Below are 18,301 nucleotides of genomic sequence, written 5' to 3'. Positions count from 1 at the left end.
TAAGTTTTCCCTGGATAGGGGATTCAGGAGCGACAATAAAACCATGGCCACTCCACGTTTCGACGGCGTTGAACTGTTTCTGCAAATCGTCGAGAGCGGCAGCCTGACCGAAGCCGCCGAACGTCTGAACCTCACGCGCTCTGCCGTGGGCAAGGGCCTGGCGCGGCTCGAGGCGCGCTTGGGCACGTGCCTGTTGCAGCGCTCCACGCGTCGCCAGCGTCTGACCGAAGATGGGCAGGCCTATCACGAGCATTGCCTGCGTGCACTGGCCGAACTGGAAGCTGCCGAGTCGGTGCTCGAAAGCGGCCGACAACAGCCGCGTGGGCGTCTACGCGCAAGCTTGCCATTGGCGTTCGGCCACCATTATGCGGCGCCTGCCTTGTGGGGCTTGATGGACCGTTATCCGCAATTGGAGATCGAGATTTCATTCTCAGATCGGCTCACGGACCTGGTGCAGGAAGGCTTCGACGTCGCCGTGCGCATCGGCCCGTTACCGGACACCGACCGTCTGAGCGCCCGCCGCCTGGGTGAGCAGTCGGTCGGGTTGGCCGCTTCACCGGCGTACTTGCAGCGTGTCGGGCCGATTGACTGTATTGATGACCTCGCCGGTCACCGAGGCATTGCCTACCGTTGCAATACGTCCTTTCGCTCTGGGGTGGCATCGATGTTGATGCTCGACGACCTCCAGGCCGTGGCCGATGCCGCGATTGCGGGCGTCGGCCTGGCCTGGTTGCCGAGCTGGCTGATTGCGCATTATGTGCTGCGTGGGCAGTTGGAAGCGGTGTTGCCGAACCACCGCGCCCAGCCTGCGCCGATCCATGTGATCTGGCCGACGGCTGCGCATATGCCCGCCAAGGTGCGCTGCGCCATCGACGCCTTGGTGGCGGGCACCCCCAGCTGCCTGGCGGGCAGTTAGAACGCGATGGAGGTTTGCACGTAGACCGTGCGCGGCTCGCCGACGTATTTGCCCTTGTTGTTGTCGTCGAACGAACGGGTGTAGTACTGCTTGTTGAAGATGTTTTTCACACCGACCGCCACGTTCAGGTCTGACAACTGCGGGCCGAAGTCATACGCCGCGCGGCTGCTGAACAGCATGTAGCCGGGGATGCGTCCGTTGGCGCCGTCGGCACTTTCCGCCCGGGTATTGGCGTTATCGGCGAACTGGCTGCTCTGGTAGCTGCTGTCGAGGTTGAGCTTCCAGGGGCCTTCGGTGTAACCCACGCCCAGGGTGCCTTTGTGCTTGGACGAGAACGGCACGCGGTTGCCTTTGTTCGGGCCGTCTTCGCGGATGGTCGCGTCGACGTAAGCGTAGGTGGCGTAGACATCAAAGCCTGTGAGCGCCGGGCTCAACGCATCGAGGGCGTAGTTGACGCTCGATTCGATGCCCTGATGGCGCGTTTCGCCCCGGGCGATCACGGTGTCGTTGGTCTGGTTGCTGTCGTACTGGTTGTCGAAGTTGATCAGGAACGCGCCGATTTCCGCACGCAGGTTGCCGTTGTCATAACGGGTACCCAGTTCCCAGGTACGGGCTTTTTCCGGCTTCACTTCGCCGCTGGCTACGCGGTTGGGCATCTGGCTGTATTGCACGCTGCCGAACGAGCCTTCGGTGTTGGCGTAGAGGTTCCAGTCTTCGGTGAGGTGGTAGAGTACGTTCAACGCCGGGAGTGCGGTGTTGTAGTCGCCCTTGTATTTGACGTTGGTCAGGTTGTTGGTTTGCTGGGACTCGATCATCTCGTAGCGCACGCCCGGCGTGATGGTCCACTTGCCGATGTCGATGCGGTCATCGACGAACAACGCATTGGCCTCGGTGGCGCCACGCGTGTCGCGGTCGTTGCGGCTGTTGGTATCGGGCATTTGCTGGTTGGCGGTGATCGGCGTGCGATAGCGCATTTCGTGACCGGCTTCGCTGATGTAGCGGTAGCCGATGCCGACCTCATGGCGGCTGGGGCCGAGGTCGAAGCCCTGGGCGAAGCGGGTTTCCAGGCCGCGTACCCAGTATTCGCGGGGTGACAGTGAAAGGAAGTTGCCCTGGTCCAGGTAGCCGTTACGCAAGGTGGTGGTGAAGAACGTGTTGGCGGTGAACTCACGGCGGTCTTCCTGGTAGCGATAACCGGCGTTGAACATCGTACGGCGGCCCCAGAATTTGTCGTAGGGGCGGGTGGACTGGTACGGGTCCGCCTTGTAGTCCTTTACGTTCAAGCCGCCGGGCATATCGGCCTGGCCTTCGTAGTACTGAGCCATGGTATTGAAGCTGTTGGCGTCGTCGAGCTGGTAATTGCCCTTGAGAATCAGGTCGTCGATGCGCGTGTTGCTGTTTTCGCGCCAGTCGCCGCCACGGGTGCCGGAATACAGAATCGCGCCGCCCAGGCCGTTGTCGGCCGTGCCGCCGGCCAGCAGGTTGCCGCTGGTCTTGAAGCCATCGTGGCTGGAAGACGGGCTGGTCTCGGTCTGCAAGCCACCTTTGACCGTCGGTGCGTCCGGGATAGCGCGGGTCACGAAGTTGACGATGCCGCCGACGTTTTGCGGGCCATAACGCACGGCGCCGCCACCGCGTACCACGTCCACTGCATCCATGTTGCCCATGCTGATCGGGGCGAATGACAGCTGGGGTTGGCCATACGGTGCGAAGGGCACCGGAATGCCATCCATCAACACCGTGGAGCGCGAGGCCAACCGTGGGTTGAGGCCGCGAATACCGAAGTTCAGCGCCATGTCATGGCTGCCGGTGCCGTTGTTTTCCGGAGCGTTGACGCCGGGGATGCGGTTGAGCACGTCACGAGCCTGGGTCGCACCCTGGCGTTCGAATGCTTCGCGGCGGATCACGTCACGGGCGCCGGGGTGTTCGAACACGTTGGTTTGCTGCGCATCGCCGAGCCAGTCGCCGACGACATTGGAGGTTTGCAGTTCGACCGTCGTGGGGGCGTTGGCCGGTTGCAGGCTATAGGCATTGTTGCCCTCGGCGCGGGCTTGCAGGCCGGTGCCTTCCAGCAGTTTTTGCAAGCCGTCGGCGGCGCCGTAGTTGCCGGATAAACCCCGGCTTTGCATGCCGGCCGTCAGCTCGGAGCCGAAGGAAATCAGCACACCCGCTTCTCGCCCGAATTGGTTCAGGGCCGCTTCCAGCGAAGCCGGTGCGATGTGATAGGGCTTGGCATCGGCCGCCATCAGCTGGGGCAGCACGGCGAAACTGAGGCTGGCGCCGAGCAGGAGTTGGCGCAGGGTGCGGGCGAGAGGGGTGGGTTGCTGGAGCATAAATGGCGGTCCTGAGAAGGAAGGATCAAAGTGGCTTTCCTTCTCTGTCACGCGAGGGCTGGAAAACGGCTCACGGTTGTCGAAAATATTTTCAGGCGCGTGCCTGCACGCTCACCCAGTAGCGCGTGAAGCGGCGAACCTTGACCGGCAGGCTGACTTCCAGCAGATCGAGAATGCGTTCGCTGTCGTCCAGCGGATAACTGCCGGACAGCAACAGGTTGGCCACCTGCGGGTCGCAATTGAGCTGACCGCGGCGGTAGCGTCCCAGCTCGGTGAGGAAGTCTTCCAGGCGCATATGCGCAGCCATCAGCATGCCATCGGCCCAGGCGCCGCTGTTGGCGTCGACGGGGCGCGGGGTGTCCCAGCCTTTGCGAGTGAAATTCACCTGGCGGCGGGCTTCGACGATCAGTGGCAGGCCGCTGTAGTGGTCAGGCATGACCTCGACGTGGCCGTCGAGTACCGCCAGTTGGGTGTGGTCGTTGAACTGGCGCACATTCAAGCGCGCCGCCTGGCTGCTGAGCAGGCCCTGGCCGGTCAGCACACGCAGGGGCGAATGACCCGCCCGAGCCGTCAGCAGCATTTCGCCGTCGAGCAGGCGGATCGAGCGCTGCCGGCCATCCATGTGCACATCCACCGCGCTGCCGGTGTTGAGCTGCAACTGGCTGCCGTCGGCCAACTGCACTTTGCGACGCTGGCCTACGGGGCTGCGATAGTCGGCACTCAGCGGCGGCAGAATGTGTTGCTGGCGCAGGCCCCAGGCCGCCGCCGAACCCGCGCCGAGGATCAGCAGCAACTTCAGCGCCTGGCGCCGGCTGTTGGACTTCGGCGCGTTCAGCGCCGCATGGGCCAGGGGCGAAGGCATGCCGCGCAGGCGTTGGTTGACGCGTTGCATATGCTCCCAGGCGCGCTGATGCTCGCTGTGGGCCGCCAGCCACTGTTGCCAGGCCGCATGCTGGCGCGGGTTGAGGCCACCTTGCTGCATTTCCATCAGCCAGTGCACGGCCTGCTCGGCGACGTGGGTCGAGAAGTTCATAGGGCAAAGTAGCAACGCATGGCTGCTTTATTCAGGTGGCGTTTGACGGTGGCAATCGAGATGCCCAGTTCTGCGCCGATTTGCGCGTAGGTCAGGCCGTCGAGCTGGGCCAGCAGGAAGGCGCGTTTGACTTGACGCGGCAGGCCGTTGAGCAGTTGGTCCAGCTCGAGCAGGGTTTGCAGGAGGATGGCGCGTTCTTCTTCCGAAGGCGCGACGTGCTCGGGCAGTTGCGCCAAGGCGTCGAGGTAGGCGCGTTCCAGGTCCTGGCGACGGTAGTAATTGAACAGGACACGCTTGGCCACGGTGGTGAGGAAGGCGCGGGGTTCGATCAGGGTTGGGGTTTCCCGTGCGGTCAGCACCCGGATAAAGGTGTCTTGCGCCAGGTCCGCGGCACTTTCAGGGCAGCCGAGCTTGCGTCGCAACCAGCCGGTGAGCCAGTGGTGATGGTCGTGGTACAGGACTTCGACGGTGTTGGACGGCTGCAACGCGATCACTCCACGAACATTGGTGTGCGTCAGAGAACAAGAATTGTTCGCATTGTAGGTTGCATGACAACGTTGGGCAATCCTGCAGCTCTATAAAGGACGCAGGTGATTCATCCGTTCTCTTTTGCTTATGAGAATATTTATCATTAATATCGCGCACTGATGATCCTGGCGCCTCCCGCATGCACAGCACAACCTCACTGTCCGCTTCCTACCGACTGGCCGCGACGTCGCGTGTCGTAGTGGCGCCCGTGATTCTGTTGGCGGTGCCGTGTTGGCGGATGCTGCCATGAGGGTCGGCACCCCACCGGAATCCCAGGACCACCCGCACACCGATGCGGCCAGTGGGCGTGCGCATTTCCTGCAGGTGTTCTTGTCCCAGCGCTCGCAGATGGAAGCGTTGGTCAGCCGCCGCGTGGGTTGCCGTGCCACGGCGGCCGACCTGGTGCAGGACCTGTTCCTGCGTTTCTGGCGCCGGCCGCTGGTGCAAGTCGAAGAACTCAGCACCTACCTGTTGCGCTGCGCGGGCAACATTGCCATCGACCATTTGCGCAGCGAAAGCGCGCGGGTGCGCAGCAGCGAAGGCTGGTTGCCGGAGCAGCAGGACTACCAAGGCTGCGAACCCCAGGCGGCACTCGAAGCGGGCAATGATTTGCGCCATGTCGAAGCCGCTTTGCGCAGTTTGCCGGAGCGCACTCGGCAGATTTTCCTGCTTAACCGCATCCATGGCCGCAAGTATGCGCAGATCGCCCAGGCCATGGGCTTGTCCCAAAGTGCCGTGGAAAAACATATGATGCGTGCCCTCGAAGCCTGCAAGGCCAGCCTTCGTGAACCGCCGCCTCCACGCACGCCAGGGAAAGCACCGTGAACGTCACCCCCACACCCGCTCAGGAGCAGGCCGCGCTCGACTGGTTGAGCCTGTTGCACGACCAGCCCAGCAGTGGCGACCAGGCGACCTTCAGCCGGTGGTTGCGCGCCGACCCGGCGCACGTCGAGGCTTACTCCCAGGCGCAGGTGCTGTGGGAGCTGAGTGAAGTGCCGGCACGTCAACTGGCGGATGAAGAGGCGCTGGTCTTGCAGGGCTACCTCAATGCGATGAACACCCCCAAGCGCTCACGGGTGGTGCGCTGGTCCGGTGCGCTGGCGATAGCCGCGAGCCTTCTGTTGATGGTGTGCATGGGCGCAGGCTGGCAGCCGTCGCGCTGGGTCGATGACTTGGGCGCCGACTATGTGACGGCGACCGGCGAGGTGAGGACCGTCACCCTGGCCGATCAATCCCAAGTGACCCTGGATGCCGACAGCGCCATTGCCGTGGATTTCAGCCAGGGCGAGCGCCATATCCAATTGCGTCGCGGCGCCGGTTTTTTCAGCGTGACTCACACCGGCCAACCCTTTGTAGTGGGCGCCGACAGCGGTGAAGCGCGGGTGCTGGGCACGCAGTTCGAGGTGCGCCTGCAACCGGCGGGTGCCCAGGTGACGGTGCTTTCCGGGCGGGTCGCAGTGACGCCTTCCAGGCAGGGCCAGCAACAGATTCTGTCGGCAGGCCAGCAAGTGGCCTACGCCGACGGTGTCGCCGAACCCATGCACCCGGTCGACAGCGAATCACGCCTTGCCTGGCGTGAAGGTTGGCTCAACTACTACAAGGCGCCCTTGGCCGATGTGGTCAAGGATCTGGGGCGTTACTACCCCGGGCGCATTCTGTTGCTCAACGACGAGATGGCCGGCAAGCGTGTGAGCGGGAGCTTTCCGAGCAAAGACCCGCAAGCCGTGTTGAATGCCTTGCAGGCGGTGCTGGGGTTTGAGAAGCACGAGATTCTTGGTCGGATGATTGTATTGCGTTAGTCACACGTAAGATAAAAGCGCCGCAGAACCCCATGTGGGAGGGGGCTTGCTCCCGATGGCGGTGAATCAGCCAGAACAGCTGGCGCTGACACACTGCAATCGGGAGCAAGCCCCCTCCCACATGGAGTTTCTGCGGTGTTTTGTCGAGTGGATTACTTCAGCGCGGCCATGATCGCGTCCGGGTTGTAGTCACGGATCAACGTGCCGTTCACGTCCACAAACGGAATTCCGCCACCTCCCAACGCCTCATATGCCTTGCGCGCCTGGGCGTCCTTCTCGATGTCGAAGGCCTGGTAGGGGATGCCTTTCTGGTCCAGGAAGCGGCGGGTCTGCTTGCAGTAGCCACACCACTCGGTGGAGTAGAGCACCACGCGCGCCGAGGCGCGTATCGGCTCCGAAACCACCTGCGAGGGGTTGAACACCCGCTCGATCTTGCCCCAGTTCTGGATTACAACCACCACCAGCAACACCAGCAAGACTTTCTTGAACACCCCGCCGAGCATCAGTTGCGGCGCTTGAGCTGGTCGGTCAGTTGGGTTGGCAGGCCCTTGATGATCAAGGTGCCGGCGGCTTCGTCGTACTCGATCTTGTCGCCCAGCAGGTGCGCCTCGAAACTGATGGACAAGCCTTCGGCGCGGCCGGTGAAACGGCGGAACTGGTTGAGGGTGCGCTTATCCGCCGGGATTTCCGGCGACAGACCGTAGTCCTTGTTGCGGATATGGTCGTAGAACGCTTTTGGCCGATCTTCATCGATCAAGCCCGACAGTTCTTCCAGGCCCATGGGTTCGCCGAGCTTGGCCTGGCTGCTGGCGTAATCCACCAGGGTCTTGGTTTTCTCGCGGGCGGATTCGTCCGGCAGGTCTTCGCTTTCGACGAAGTCGCTGAACGCCTTGAGCAAGGTGCGGGTCTCGCCCGGCCCGTCGACGCCTTCCTGGCAACCGATGAAGTCGCGGAAGTACTCCGAAACCTTCTTGCCGTTCTTGCCCTTGATAAACGAGATGTACTGCTTGGATTGCTTGTTGTTCTGCCACTCGGACACATTGATCCGCGCCGCCAGGTGCAATTGGCCAAGGTCGAGGTGGCGCGATGGGGTCACGTCCAGCTCGTCGGTCACCGCCACACCTTCACTGTGGTGCAGCAGGGCAATGGCCAGGTAATCGGTCATGCCTTGCTGGTAGTGCGCAAACAGCACGTGGCCGCCGGTGGAGAGGTTGGACTCCTCCATCAACTTTTGCAGGTGCTCGACCGCCATGCGGCTGAAGCGGGTGAAATCCTGGGCACCGTCGAAATATTCCTTCAACCAGCCGCTGAACGGGTGCGCGCCGGACTCGGCATGGAAGAACCCCCAGGCCTTGCCTTGTTTGGCGTTGTAGCTCTCGTTGAGGTCGGCAAGCATATTCTCGATGGCGGCGGATTCGGACAGCTCCGTATCGCGGGCGTGAAGAACTGCGGGTGTGCCGTCGGGTTTTTTGTCGATCAGGTGGACGATGCAATGACGGATCGGCATAGGCTTCTCGGCTGGTTGAAGGGGAGCCGGTGGCCTCCCCGAAAAGTCGCTCAGTGTACCGCACCCATTGGTCAAGACACGCCTGGAAGGCTATTTTGGATGCTCTCTGACGGGGCATATGCCTTTTTTTCACGGTTTAGAGCGATAAAGCTGACCAAATGGCTAGGTAGAGGCGGATATTTCCCCGTCTCTGTGCTAGTTTTGCCCCGTCTTACGCCAAGTCTCGGCGTTAAGCGTGCATTCAGCATCTGTCAGGTCGAACCAATCCCCGTTTCAAGCATCTATAACCCCGATCTCCGCGGTTATTAAGCCTGGGGTGCCAGGCCTAGACGGTCGGGCTCGATGGCTGACACTGCACTCTGCAATCCATATGAATTTGATAGGGAAGGAACACCACAATGGCTATTACTAAAGACCAACTGATCGCTGACCTGGCTGAAGCAGTAGACGCACCGAAAACTACCGTGCGCGCTCTGCTGGACCAACTGAGCCAAGTTGTTGCTGATCAGCTGGAAAACGGCGGCGAAATCACTCTGCCAGGCGTTGGCAAACTGAAAGTGACCGAGCGTCCTGCCCGTACTGGCCGTAACCCTTCGACTGGCGCTGCCATCGAAATCGCTGCCAAGAAAGTTATCAAGCTGGTTGTGGCCAAAGGCCTGACCGACGCTGTTAACAAGTAAGACGCAGCAAAAAAAACCGTGCTCCGGAGCGATCCGGGCACGGTTTTTTATTGCCTGCGATTTGCCTTGTAGTGAGCGGGCAAGCCCGCGCTGGGTGGCGAAGCCGCCCTAAAACCGGCAATTGTGGTCAGGCTGGAGAAATGCAGTGTCTGGTATGGGGCTGCTTCGCAGCCCAGCGCGGGCAAGCCCGCTCACTACAGGGGTCAGTTGCGGACCCAGCGTTGGCGCCAGATCAGTTGTTCGTTCTTGGTCTGGAAGGTCCAGGCGACGAAACGGCTTTGTTTCTGCCCCTGGGACATCTCCACCACCTGGCTTTCCAGCGCGCCGGCCTTTTTCAGTGCTGTCTCGATTGCGGGCAGGTTCGACGCTTTTGACACCAGGGTGCTGAACCACAACACCTTGTGGGCAAAATGCGCGCTCTCGGCAATCAGCTGCGTCACAAAGCGCGCTTCACCGCCTTCACACCACAACTCGGCCGATTGGCCGCCGAAATTCAATACCGGCAACTTGCGCTTGGGATCCGCCTTGCCCAAGGCACGCCACTTGCGTTCGCTGCCCTTGGTGGCTTCCTCCATGGACCCATGGAACGGTGGGTTGCACATCGTCAGGTCAAAGCGCTCGCCCGGTTCCAGCAAGCCCAGCAGGATCTGCTTGGGATTGGGTTGCTGGCGCAGTTGAATGACTTTGCCCAGGTCGTTGGACTGCACGATGGCCTTGGCTGCGGCCACGGCGACAGGGTCGACGTCCGAGCCCAGGAAGTTCCAGCGGTACTCCATGTAGCCAATCAGGGGGTAGACGCAGTTGGCGCCCATGCCGACGTCCAGCACCTTGACGATAGAACCGCGCGGGATCTTGCCGTCATTGGTGCTGGCCAGCAGGTCGGCGAGGAAGTGCACGTAGTCGGCGCGCCCAGGCACCGGTGGGCACAGGTAGTCGGCGGGGATGTCCCAGTGCTGGATGCCATAGAAGGCCTTGAGCAGCGCCCGGTTGAAGACCCGCACCGCCTCCGGGCTGGCGAAGTCGATGCTTTCCTTGCCGTATGGGTTGATGATCACAAATTTCGCCAGTTCCGGCGTGGTCTTGATCAGCGCCGGAAAGTCGTAACGGCCTGTGTGGCGGTTGCGTGGGTGCAGGGTGGCCTCTTTGCGCGGCACGACGGGTTTGGCCGTGGCTGCGGTTTTAGGCTTCTTGCGCGGAGGTTTTGGCGTACTGGGGGCGGTCATGATGATTCTGGTGTTGGCTCAAAGTGGCGAGCATTGTCACACATCCCGAGGTGATCTCGGGCAAATGTGGGAGAGGGCAGGCCCCCCTCCACCTTGATTGTATTGCCAGCCTGGAATTGGGGAGTTCCAGGCAAAAAAAAGAGACCCGAAGGTCTCTTTTTTCACACAGGTTCCGCCTTACAGGCTGGAAATCCGCGCATGCTGCTCCGCCAGCTTGCCCAGGGCCTGTTCAGCCTCGGCGAGCTTGGCGCGCTCTTTGTCGATCACTTCAGCCGGCGCCTTGTCGACAAAAGCCGCGTTGGACAACTTGCCGCCCACCCGCTGCACTTCGCCTTGCAGGCGGGCGATTTCCTTGTCCAGGCGCGCCAGTTCGGCGCCTTTGTCGATCAGGCCGGCCATCGGCACCAGCACTTCCATGTCGCCCACCAATGCGGTGGCGGACAGCGGTGCTTCGGCGCCATCAGCCAAGACAGTGATGGACTCCAGCTTCGCCAGCTTCTTGAGCAGTGCATCGTTCTCGTTGAGACGGCGCTGGTCTTCGGCGCTGGCGTTCTTGACGAACACCGCCAGTGGCTTGCCCGGCCCGATGTTCATCTCGGCGCGGATGTTGCGCGTGCCGAGCATCAGGGTCTTGAGCCATTCGATATCGCTTTCGGCCGCCTCATCGATGCGCGCTTCGTTGGCCACCGGCCAAGGTTGCAGCATGATGGTCTTGCCTTCGATACCGGCCAGCGGCGCCAGGCGCTGCCAGATTTCTTCGGTGATGAACGGCATGAACGGATGCGCCAGGCGCAGTGCCACTTCGAGCACGCGCACCAGGGTGCGACGGGTGCCACGCTGGCGTTCGATCGGCGCGTTCTCGTCCCACAGCACGGGCTTGGACAGCTCCAGGTACCAGTCGCAATACTGGTTCCAGATGAACTCGTACAAGGCCTGTGCGGCCAGGTCGAAACGGAACTGGTCGAGTTGGCGGGTGACTTCGGCTTCGGTACGTTGCAACTGCGAGATGATCCAGCGGTCGGCCAGGCTCAGCTCGTAGGCTTCGCCGTTCTGGGCGCAGTCTTCGCCTTTATCCAGCACGTAGCGCGCCGCGTTCCAGATCTTGTTGCAGAAGTTGCGATAGCCTTCGACGCGGCCCATGTCGAATTTGATGTCGCGACCGGTGGACGCCAGCGAGCAGAACGTGAAGCGCAGGGCATCGGTGCCGTAGCTGGCGATGCCGTCGGCAAACTCGTCGCGGGTCTGCTTCTCGATCTTCTTCGCCAGCTTCGGCTGCATCAGGCCCGAGGTGCGTTTCTGCACCAGGGTTTCCAGGTCGATGCCGTCGATGATGTCCAGCGGGTCGAGCACGTTGCCCTTGGACTTGGACATCTTCTGGCCCTGGCCATCACGCACCAGCCCGTGCACGTACACGGTCTTGAACGGTACCTGCGGCGTGCCATCTTCGTTCTTCACCAGGTGCATGGTCAGCATGATCATCCGGGCAACCCAGAAGAAAATGATGTCGAAACCGGTGACCAGCACGTCGGTGGAGTGGAATTTCTTGAGGAATTCGGTTTGCTGCGGCCAGCCCAGGGTAGAGAAGGTCCACAGGCCCGAACTGAACCAGGTGTCCAGTACGTCGTTGTCCTGTTGCAGCGCAATGTCGGCACCGAGGTTGTGCTTGGCACGGACTTCGGCTTCATCGCGGCCTACATAGACCTTGCCCGACTCGTCATACCAGGCCGGAATGCGGTGGCCCCACCACAGTTGACGGCTGATGCACCAGTCCTGGATGTCGCGCATCCACGAGAAGTACATGTTTTCGTACTGCTTGGGCACGAACTGGATGCGGCCATCTTCCACGGCGGCGATCGCAGGTTCTGCCAGCGGTTTGGTGGACACGTACCACTGGTCGGTCAGCCACGGCTCGATCACGGTGCCGGAGCGGTCGCCCTTCGGCACTTTCAGGCCGTGGTCGTCAACGCTGACCAACAGGCCGGCGGCGTCGAAGGCGGCGACGATCTGCTTGCGTGCTTCGAAACGGTCGAGGCCGACGTATTCAGCCGGGATCTTGCCGTCAATGCTGTCGTTCAGCGTACCGTCCAGGTTGAAGACCTGGCAGGCCGGCAAGACGGCGGCATTTTTGTCGAAGATGTTCAGCAGCGGCAGGTTGTGGCGCTTGCCGACTTCGTAGTCATTGAAGTCATGGGCCGGGGTGATTTTCACGCAGCCGGTGCCGAACTCGGGGTCGCAGTAGTCGTCCGCGATAATCGGGATGCGACGGCCGACCAGCGGCAGTTCGACGAACTTGCCGATCAGCGCCTGGTAGCGCTCATCGTTCGGGTTGACGGCCACGGCGGCGTCGCCAAGCATGGTTTCCGGACGGGTGGTCGCGACGATCAGGTAATCGTTGCCTTCAGCAGTCTTGGCGCCATCGGCCAGCGGATACTTGAGGTTCCACAGGAAACCTTTCTCGTCGTGGTTTTCCACTTCGAGGTCGGAGATCGCCGTGTGCAGCTTGGTGTCCCAGTTGACCAGGCGCTTGCCGCGGTAGATCAGGCCGTCTTCATGCAGGCGCACAAAGGCTTCCTTCACCGCTTCCGACAGGCCATCGTCCATGGTGAAGCGTTCGCGACTCCAGTCTACGGACGAGCCGAGGCGACGGATCTGACGGCTGATATTGCCGCCGGACTGGTCTTTCCATTCCCAGACTTTCTCGAGGAATTTCTCGCGGCCCAGGTCGTGACGGTTCTGGCCGGTGGCCTCGAGTTGGCGTTCCACCAGCATCTGGGTGGCGATACCGGCGTGGTCGGTGCCCGGCTGCCACAGGGTGTCGCGACCCTGCATACGGCGGAAACGGATCAACGCATCCATGATCGCATTGTTGAAGCCATGGCCCATGTGCAGGCTGCCAGTGACGTTCGGTGGCGGAATCATGATGGTGTAGGAATCGCCCGCGCCTTGCGGGGCGAAATAATTCTCGGATTCCCAGGTGTTGTACCAGGAAGTTTCGATGGCGTGCGGCTGGTAGGTCTTATCCATGCGCGGCGGGACCCTAGTTGGCATTAATTCAGGAAAGCCGGCAAGTATAACGGGGGATAGGGCGCAGGGCGAGGCGAAGACGGGCTTGAGGTGTATGGGGGGCAAATGTGGGAGCGGCCTTGCCCCCGATAGCAGTGGACCAGCCAGTTCAGGGGTAGCTGATACCCCGCTATCGGGAGCAAGCCCCCTCCCACAGAGGATCTTTGTTTGATTTAAGACTGGTACTGGCTGAGCAACCGCTCCATCCGCGCATCCAGCCGGCGCTTGATCTCGGTTTCGATGTGCGGGGCAAAGTCGTCGATCACGTCCTGCATGATCAGTTGCGCGGCGGCGCGCAGTTCGTTGTCCAGGTGCAGCAGCAGGGCGTCTTGGCCTTTTTCGGCGGGGGCCGGCTCGACGGCGGGCGCCTGCGCAACCGGTTCCGGTGCGACGGGTTTGCCGCCGACCATGTCGAACAGCAGCGGAATCTGTACCTCGCCTTCGACCGTCTCGGTCAGCAGCGGCGGTTGCAAGTCATCATCACCCAGCAACTTGCGGATCGACTCCAGGTCGTCCAGCAGGTGGTCGTCTTTTTTTAAAGGGTTGGAAGTGTCCATCATTTACTCAAAGTCGTTGTAGCCGGTGATCTTGCAGAGGATAGCCCTGTTCGCGGTAGAAACGGAAACTCTCCCGCGCGGCCTGACGAATAGCCGGATCTTCCACCACCACTTCCGCCACCCGGGCGAACGCCTTGGCAAAGGGCGGTACTTTCAGGTCGAGGTTGACCAGCAGGTCATGGTGATCGCCGCAGCTGTCGCCCAATCCCAGGACGACCAGGCCGTCGGGTTCGGATTCGGCGGGGCCGTGAGGCACGAAGCTTTCACCCTTGAAGCGCCACAGGCGGGCATCGAGCTCGTCACGTTGGGCGGCATCGCTGCAGTGCAGGTAGATGCGATGGCCCATGCGCCAAGCCTTTTCGGTGAGTTTGCAGGCAAAGTCCAGGCGCGCGAGCGGGTCGGCGCTGGGCAATATATAGAAGTCGACTTGGGTCATTGCGGTTCCTGAACGGCCTCAACCGGGATAAAAGCGAGCGTATTGTGGCGAGCAAGCTTGCTTGCGCCGGGGCGCGAAGCGGCCCCAGAAAAGCTGGGGACTACTGCGCAGTCCAGCGGGAGCAAGCTCCCTCGCCACGACATTCTCGCTCCTACAGGGTTAGGCCTTGGCGCGATCCAGCAGGTACTGGGTCAGCAGTGGAACCGGACGACCAGTGGCGCCCTTGTCCTTGCCGCCGCTGGTCCAGGCCGTGCCGGCGATGTCCAGGTGCGCCCAGTTGAAGTTCTTGGCGAAGCGCGACAGGAAGCAGGCCGCGGTGATGGTGCCGGCTTTCGGGCCGCCGATGTTGGCGATATCGGCAAACGGGCTATCCAGCTGTTCCTGGTACTCATCGAACAGCGGCAATTGCCAGGCGCGGTCATCGGCGGCTTTACCGGCACTGAGCAGTTGCTCGATCAGCTCGTCGTTGTTGCCCAACAGGCCCGAGGTGTGGGAACCCAGGGCGACGACGCAGGCGCCGGTGAGGGTGGCGATGTCGATCACGGCCTGCGGCTTGAAGCGTTCGGCGTAGGTGAGGGCATCGCACAGCACCAGGCGGCCTTCGGCGTCGGTGTTGAGGATTTCGACGGTCTGGCCGCTCAGGGTGGTGACGATGTCGCCTGGGCGCGAAGCACCGCCACTCGGCATGTTCTCGGCACAGGCCAGGATGCACACCAGGTTGATCGGCAGTTTCAGCTCCAGCACGGCACGCAGGGTACCGAAGACGCTGGCGGCGCCGCCCATGTCGTACTTCATCTCATCCATGCCCAGGCCCGGCTTGAGGCTGATGCCGCCGGTGTCGAAGGTGATGCCTTTACCCACCAGGGCGTAAGGCTTCTCGGACTTCTTGCCGCCGTTGTATTGCATCACGATCAGGCGTGGCGGCTGGTCGCTGCCCTGGCCCACGGCATAGAACGAGCCCATGCCCAGTTCCTTGATCTTCTTCTCGTCGAGCACTTCGACTTTCAAGCCCTTGAACTCTTTACCCAGTGCCTTGGCCTGTTCGCCGAGGAAGGTCGGATGGCAGATGTTCGGCGGCAGGTTGCCGAGGTCGCGGGTGAACGACATGCCATTGGCGATGGCCTGGGCGTGGGTCACGGCACGCTGGACTTCAGCCTGGGCGGCCTTGATGGTCAGCAGGGTGATTTTTTTCAGGGCGCGGGGTTCGGCTTTCTGGCTCTTGAACTGGTCGAAGATGTAACCGCCGTCGACCAGGGTTTCGGCCAGCAGGCGCGTCTTGCCGTAGCTGTCGCGGCCTTTTACGACGATTTCATCGAGTGCCACCGTCGCTTCGCTACCGCCCAGGCCCTTGAGGGTGCTGAGGATGCCGCTGATGATCTTGCGGAACGGACGGTCGCCCAGTTCGGCGTCCTTGCCCACGCCAACCAGCAAGACGCGCTCGGCTTTGAGGTTGGGCAGGCTTTGCAGCAGCAGGCTCTGGCCGACCTTGCCGGCCAGGTCGCCGCGCTTGAGCAAGGCGCTGATGGCGCCACCGCTCAATTCGTCCAGCTGCTTGGCGGCGGTGCCGAGTTTGCGGCCTTCGCCGACAGCGACCACGAGGGTGGCGGTTTTCAACGTTTCGGGGCTAACGCTTTTTACAACCAATTCCATTTTCGGGTCCCTTATCAAGGTCTGTGAGCCTGAGGTTCGTACGCAGGCTTTAACGCCTGGCGGCTTGGTAAACCGCCAGCGGCAAAGGCCGCAGTTTGAACCTCGCCGACGGAACCTGACAACCCTTGCCACATGCTTTGTGCACGCGCATGAGTAAGCTCCGTGACAGGCGCGGTCAATCACAGGATAATACGCAATCTTTTTAGCCGGCCCATGCAAACGGGTCGACTCGTTATGCTTGCTTGTTTGGCCGCCTTAGCCTGACAACCCTGGAGTGTCTGGTTTGATCGTCTTCCGTTATCTGTCCCGCGAAGTCCTGTTGACCCTGAGTGCCGTGAGTGCGGTATTGCTGGTCATCACCATGAGTGGTCGTTTCGTCAAATTCCTGGCCCAGGCCGCTTCCGGGGCTCTGGACCCGGGCTCGCTGTTCCTGATCATGGGCTTTCGCCTGCCGGGCTTCCTGCAGTTGATCCTGCCGCTTGGCCTGTTCCTGGGCATTCTGCTGGCTTATGGCCGGTTGTACCTCGAAAGTGAAATGACCGTGCTTTCGGCCACCGGCATGAGCCAGCAGCGTCTGCTGGCCATGACCATGGTGCCGGCCGCCGGCGTTGCCTTGGTGGTGGCATGGTTGAGCATGAGCCTGGCGCCCCAGGGCGCCATGCAGTTCCAGCTGCTGCTGAACAAACAGGATGCGATGACCGAGTTCGACACCCTGGAGCCCGGGCGCTTCCAGGCGCTCAACGACGGCACGCGGGTGACCTATACCGAAACCATGACCGATGACCGCTCCAACCTCGGTGGTGTGTTCATTTCCCAGAAAAACTTCGGCCAGAACCAGAAAGACCGCGGCATTTCGATTCTGGTGGCCAATAGCGGGCGCCAGGAAGTACGCCCTGACGGCAGCCGCTACCTGATCCTGGAAAATGGCTATCGTTATGACGGCAGCCCTGGCCTCGCGGACTATCGGGCGATCAAGTACGACACTTATGGTGTGATGCTGGCCAAGCCTGAAATCAGTGAAGAGGTAACCGACCGCGACGCGCTCCCGACTGCCTCGTTGTTCGGCAGCCAGGAACTGCGCTCCATCGCCGAGTTGCAATGGCGGATTTCCCTGCCGCTGCTGGTGTTCATCGTGACCTTGATGGCCGTGCCGCTGTCCCGGGTCAACCCGCGCCAGGGCCGTTTCCTCAAGCTGCTGCCGGCGATCCTGCTGTACATGGCCTACCTGACCATCCTGATTTCCGCCCGTGGCTCCCTGGAGAAGGGCAGGTTGTCGCCGGCCCTGGGCCTGTGGTGGGTGCATGGGATATTCCTGGCGATCGGCCTGGGGCTGCTCTACTGGGAACCTATCCGTTTGAAAATGAAGAGCCGTCGTGGCCTGAAGGAGTTGGCCCGTGGCTAAGCTTGATCGCTATATAGGTAGCAGCGTACTGATCGCCATCCTGGCGGTGTTGGGCATCATCCTTGGCCTGGCCTCGTTGTTCGCTTTCATCGACGAAGTCGGCAACGTCACTGACACCTATACCGTCACGGACGTATTGAGCTTCGTCGCATTGACCGCGCCTCGTCGTGTCTACGACATGATGCCGATGGCGGCGCTGATCGGCTGCCTGATCGGCCTCGGCAGCCTGGCCAGCAGCAGCGAACTGACCATCATGCGTGCCGCCGGTGTGTCCATCGGGCGTATCGTCTGGGCGGTGATGAAGCCCATGCTCCTGCTGATGGCCTGCAGCGTGCTCGTCGGTGAATACGTAGCGCCGCCTGCCGAAGCCACGGCCCAGGCCAACCGCGCCCTGGCCCAGGGTTCGGGGGATGCGCAAAGCGCCAAGCACGGTCTGTGGCACCGCCAGGGTGACGAGTTCATCCATATCAACGCTGTGCAGCCGGGCGGCCTGTTGATCGGGGTAACCCGCTATACCTTCGACAAAGAGCGGCACATGCTGACTTCCAGCTTTGCCAAGCGTGCGCAGTACAGTGCCGAGAAGTGGGAGTTGAGTGATGTCACCACCACCTATTTCCGCAATGTGGGCCAAGGCACCAAGGCCAGCACCGAAGTGATCAACGTGGCCTCCGAGCCATGGGACATCGCCCTGAAGCCGGAACTGCTCAATACCGTGGTGATGGTCCCGGAAGCCCTGCCGATCTCCGGTTTGTGGAGCTATATCCACTACCTCAAGGACCAGGGCCTGAATAACGGCCGCTACTGGCTGGCGTTCTGGGTCAAGGTGCTGCAACCGGTGGTCACCGCTGCGTTGGTCTTGATGGCGATTTCCTTCATCTTCGGTCCGCTGCGTTCCGTGACCCTCGGCCAGCGGGTATTTACCGGCGTGCTGGTGGGCTTCACGTTCCGTATCGCCCAGGATCTGCTTGGCCCATCAAGCCTGGTGTTCGGTTTTTCTCCGCTGTTTGCGGTACTGGTGCCGACGGCGATCTGCGCCGTGGCCGGGTTGTGGCTGCTGCGGCGGGCCGGTTGATACTGCGCTTATGAACAAAAAATGCCCCGGTCGAGAGATCGGGGCATTTTTGTTCTGGTCAGCAAAGATGACGTCTGGCCTGAGCATCAGGTACAATTCCCG

At 61.7% G+C, this 18,301-nt stretch carries 16 protein-coding genes; 6 read left to right on the top strand and 10 right to left on the bottom strand.

Annotated features, from left to right (window positions below):
• Positions 1-43 precede the first annotated feature (43 nt).
• Positions 44-916: a LysR family transcriptional regulator gene (locus tag MJP36_RS24805; RefSeq protein ID WP_198760435.1), complete on the top strand. Its 873-nt coding sequence runs from the start codon at positions 44-46 to the stop codon at positions 914-916.
• Here MJP36_RS24805 and fecA read toward each other — a convergent pair.
• The 3 genes from fecA to MJP36_RS24790 all read right to left on the bottom strand — a co-directional run bounded on the left by fecA (position 913) and on the right by MJP36_RS24790 (position 4,767).
• A complete protein-coding gene (gene fecA / locus MJP36_RS24800) occupies positions 913-3,249 on the bottom strand; it encodes a TonB-dependent Fe(3+) dicitrate receptor FecA (RefSeq protein WP_244384249.1) in 2,337 nt (778 codons plus the stop codon). The genes MJP36_RS24805 and fecA overlap by 4 nt on opposite strands.
• Positions 3,250-3,340: 91 nt before the next feature.
• Positions 3,341-4,282 (bottom strand): FecR domain-containing protein, encoded by a 942-nt coding sequence (locus tag MJP36_RS24795; RefSeq protein ID WP_090366578.1) that lies wholly within the window; start codon positions 4,280-4,282, stop codon positions 3,341-3,343.
• The gene (locus MJP36_RS24790) at positions 4,279-4,767 is read right to left on the bottom strand and encodes a sigma-70 family RNA polymerase sigma factor (protein ID WP_244384248.1); all 489 of its coding nucleotides are present in this window, start codon (positions 4,765-4,767) and stop codon (positions 4,279-4,281) included. Before MJP36_RS24790 ends, MJP36_RS24795 begins: the two co-directional genes overlap by 4 nt.
• A gap of 289 nt (positions 4,768-5,056) precedes the next feature.
• Between MJP36_RS24790 and MJP36_RS24785 the strand changes: the two genes are divergently transcribed.
• Together MJP36_RS24785 and MJP36_RS24780 are read left to right on the top strand one after the other, a co-directional pair.
• Entirely contained in the window at positions 5,057-5,635 is a 579-nt protein-coding gene (locus MJP36_RS24785; RefSeq protein WP_198760431.1) for an RNA polymerase sigma factor, read from the top strand.
• Positions 5,632-6,609, top strand: coding sequence for a FecR family protein (locus MJP36_RS24780; RefSeq protein ID WP_244384246.1), 978 nt, complete (start codon positions 5,632-5,634; stop codon positions 6,607-6,609). Before MJP36_RS24785 ends, MJP36_RS24780 begins: the two co-directional genes overlap by 4 nt.
• A 152-nt stretch (positions 6,610-6,761) precedes the next feature.
• Here the strand turns inward: MJP36_RS24780 and MJP36_RS24775 are convergent, their stop codons facing one another.
• Positions 6,762-7,112, bottom strand: coding sequence for a glutaredoxin family protein (locus tag MJP36_RS24775; protein WP_060754993.1), 351 nt, complete (start codon positions 7,110-7,112; stop codon positions 6,762-6,764).
• Positions 7,112-8,116 (bottom strand): nucleoid-associated protein YejK, encoded by a 1,005-nt coding sequence (gene yejK / locus MJP36_RS24770; protein WP_090366571.1) that lies wholly within the window; start codon positions 8,114-8,116, stop codon positions 7,112-7,114. Before yejK ends, MJP36_RS24775 begins: the two co-directional genes overlap by 1 nt.
• Positions 8,117-8,514: 398 nt before the next feature.
• On the opposite strand from yejK, the gene MJP36_RS24765 reads away from it, so the two are divergent.
• Entirely contained in the window at positions 8,515-8,796 is a 282-nt protein-coding gene (locus MJP36_RS24765; RefSeq protein WP_003188840.1) for an HU family DNA-binding protein, read from the top strand.
• Positions 8,797-8,999: 203 nt separating this feature from the next.
• Here MJP36_RS24765 and rlmF read toward each other — a convergent pair whose 3' ends face one another.
• From rlmF to MJP36_RS24740, 5 genes are all read right to left on the bottom strand, one after another.
• A complete protein-coding gene (gene rlmF, locus MJP36_RS24760; RefSeq protein ID WP_090366569.1) occupies positions 9,000-10,019 on the bottom strand; it encodes a 23S rRNA (adenine(1618)-N(6))-methyltransferase RlmF in 1,020 nt (339 codons plus the stop codon).
• A gap of 177 nt (positions 10,020-10,196) precedes the next feature.
• The gene (locus MJP36_RS24755) at positions 10,197-13,043 is read right to left on the bottom strand and encodes a valine--tRNA ligase (protein ID WP_244384242.1); all 2,847 of its coding nucleotides are present in this window, start codon (positions 13,041-13,043) and stop codon (positions 10,197-10,199) included.
• 212 nt (positions 13,044-13,255) lie between these two features.
• The gene (locus tag MJP36_RS24750) at positions 13,256-13,639 is read right to left on the bottom strand and encodes a hypothetical protein (RefSeq protein WP_060754988.1); all 384 of its coding nucleotides are present in this window, start codon (positions 13,637-13,639) and stop codon (positions 13,256-13,258) included.
• A 7-nt stretch (positions 13,640-13,646) separates the two neighbouring features.
• Entirely contained in the window at positions 13,647-14,075 is a 429-nt protein-coding gene (locus MJP36_RS24745; RefSeq protein ID WP_060754987.1) for a DNA polymerase III subunit chi, read from the bottom strand.
• A 159-nt stretch (positions 14,076-14,234) separates the two neighbouring features.
• The gene (locus MJP36_RS24740; RefSeq protein WP_244384236.1) at positions 14,235-15,725 is read right to left on the bottom strand and encodes a leucyl aminopeptidase; all 1,491 of its coding nucleotides are present in this window, start codon (positions 15,723-15,725) and stop codon (positions 14,235-14,237) included.
• A gap of 283 nt (positions 15,726-16,008) precedes the next feature.
• Between MJP36_RS24740 and lptF the strand changes: the two genes are divergently transcribed.
• Together lptF and lptG are read left to right on the top strand one after the other, a co-directional pair.
• Positions 16,009-17,127 (top strand): LPS export ABC transporter permease LptF, encoded by a 1,119-nt coding sequence (gene lptF / locus MJP36_RS24735; RefSeq protein ID WP_090366562.1) that lies wholly within the window; start codon positions 16,009-16,011, stop codon positions 17,125-17,127.
• The gene (gene lptG / locus MJP36_RS24730; RefSeq protein ID WP_060754984.1) at positions 17,120-18,199 is read left to right on the top strand and encodes an LPS export ABC transporter permease LptG; all 1,080 of its coding nucleotides are present in this window, start codon (positions 17,120-17,122) and stop codon (positions 18,197-18,199) included. Before lptF ends, lptG begins: the two co-directional genes overlap by 8 nt.
• The last annotated feature ends 102 nt before the right edge of the window (positions 18,200-18,301 follow it).

The sequence above is a fragment of the Pseudomonas palleroniana genome, assembly GCF_022836895.1.
Lineage (GTDB): Bacteria > Pseudomonadota > Gammaproteobacteria > Pseudomonadales > Pseudomonadaceae > Aquipseudomonas > Aquipseudomonas palleroniana.
Note: the sequence above shows the minus strand (reverse complement) of the source record. Positions and strands in the feature narration are given on the sequence as shown.

What these genes read in the sequence shown, in the direction of transcription:
- MJP36_RS24805 (WP_198760435.1), top strand. Translation starts at nt 44, where the DNA reads ATGGCCACTCCACGTTTCGACGGCGTTGAACTGTTTCTGCAAATCGTC.
- fecA (WP_244384249.1), bottom strand. Translation starts at nt 3,249, where the DNA reads ATGCTCCAGCAACCCACCCCTCTCGCCCGCACCCTGCGCCAACTCCTG.
- MJP36_RS24795 (WP_090366578.1), bottom strand. Translation starts at nt 4,282, where the DNA reads ATGAACTTCTCGACCCACGTCGCCGAGCAGGCCGTGCACTGGCTGATG.
- MJP36_RS24785 (WP_198760431.1), top strand. Translation starts at nt 5,057, where the DNA reads ATGAGGGTCGGCACCCCACCGGAATCCCAGGACCACCCGCACACCGAT.
- MJP36_RS24775 (WP_060754993.1), bottom strand. Translation starts at nt 7,112, where the DNA reads ATGCTCGGCGGGGTGTTCAAGAAAGTCTTGCTGGTGTTGCTGGTGGTG.
- yejK (WP_090366571.1), bottom strand. Translation starts at nt 8,116, where the DNA reads ATGCCGATCCGTCATTGCATCGTCCACCTGATCGACAAAAAACCCGAC.
- MJP36_RS24765 (WP_003188840.1), top strand. Translation starts at nt 8,515, where the DNA reads ATGGCTATTACTAAAGACCAACTGATCGCTGACCTGGCTGAAGCAGTA.
- rlmF (WP_090366569.1), bottom strand. Translation starts at nt 10,019, where the DNA reads ATGACCGCCCCCAGTACGCCAAAACCTCCGCGCAAGAAGCCTAAAACC.
- MJP36_RS24755 (WP_244384242.1), bottom strand. Translation starts at nt 13,043, where the DNA reads ATGGATAAGACCTACCAGCCGCACGCCATCGAAACTTCCTGGTACAAC.
- MJP36_RS24750 (WP_060754988.1), bottom strand. Translation starts at nt 13,639, where the DNA reads ATGGACACTTCCAACCCTTTAAAAAAAGACGACCACCTGCTGGACGAC.
- MJP36_RS24745 (WP_060754987.1), bottom strand. Translation starts at nt 14,075, where the DNA reads ATGACCCAAGTCGACTTCTATATATTGCCCAGCGCCGACCCGCTCGCG.
- MJP36_RS24740 (WP_244384236.1), bottom strand. Translation starts at nt 15,725, where the DNA reads ATGGAATTGGTTGTAAAAAGCGTTAGCCCCGAAACGTTGAAAACCGCC.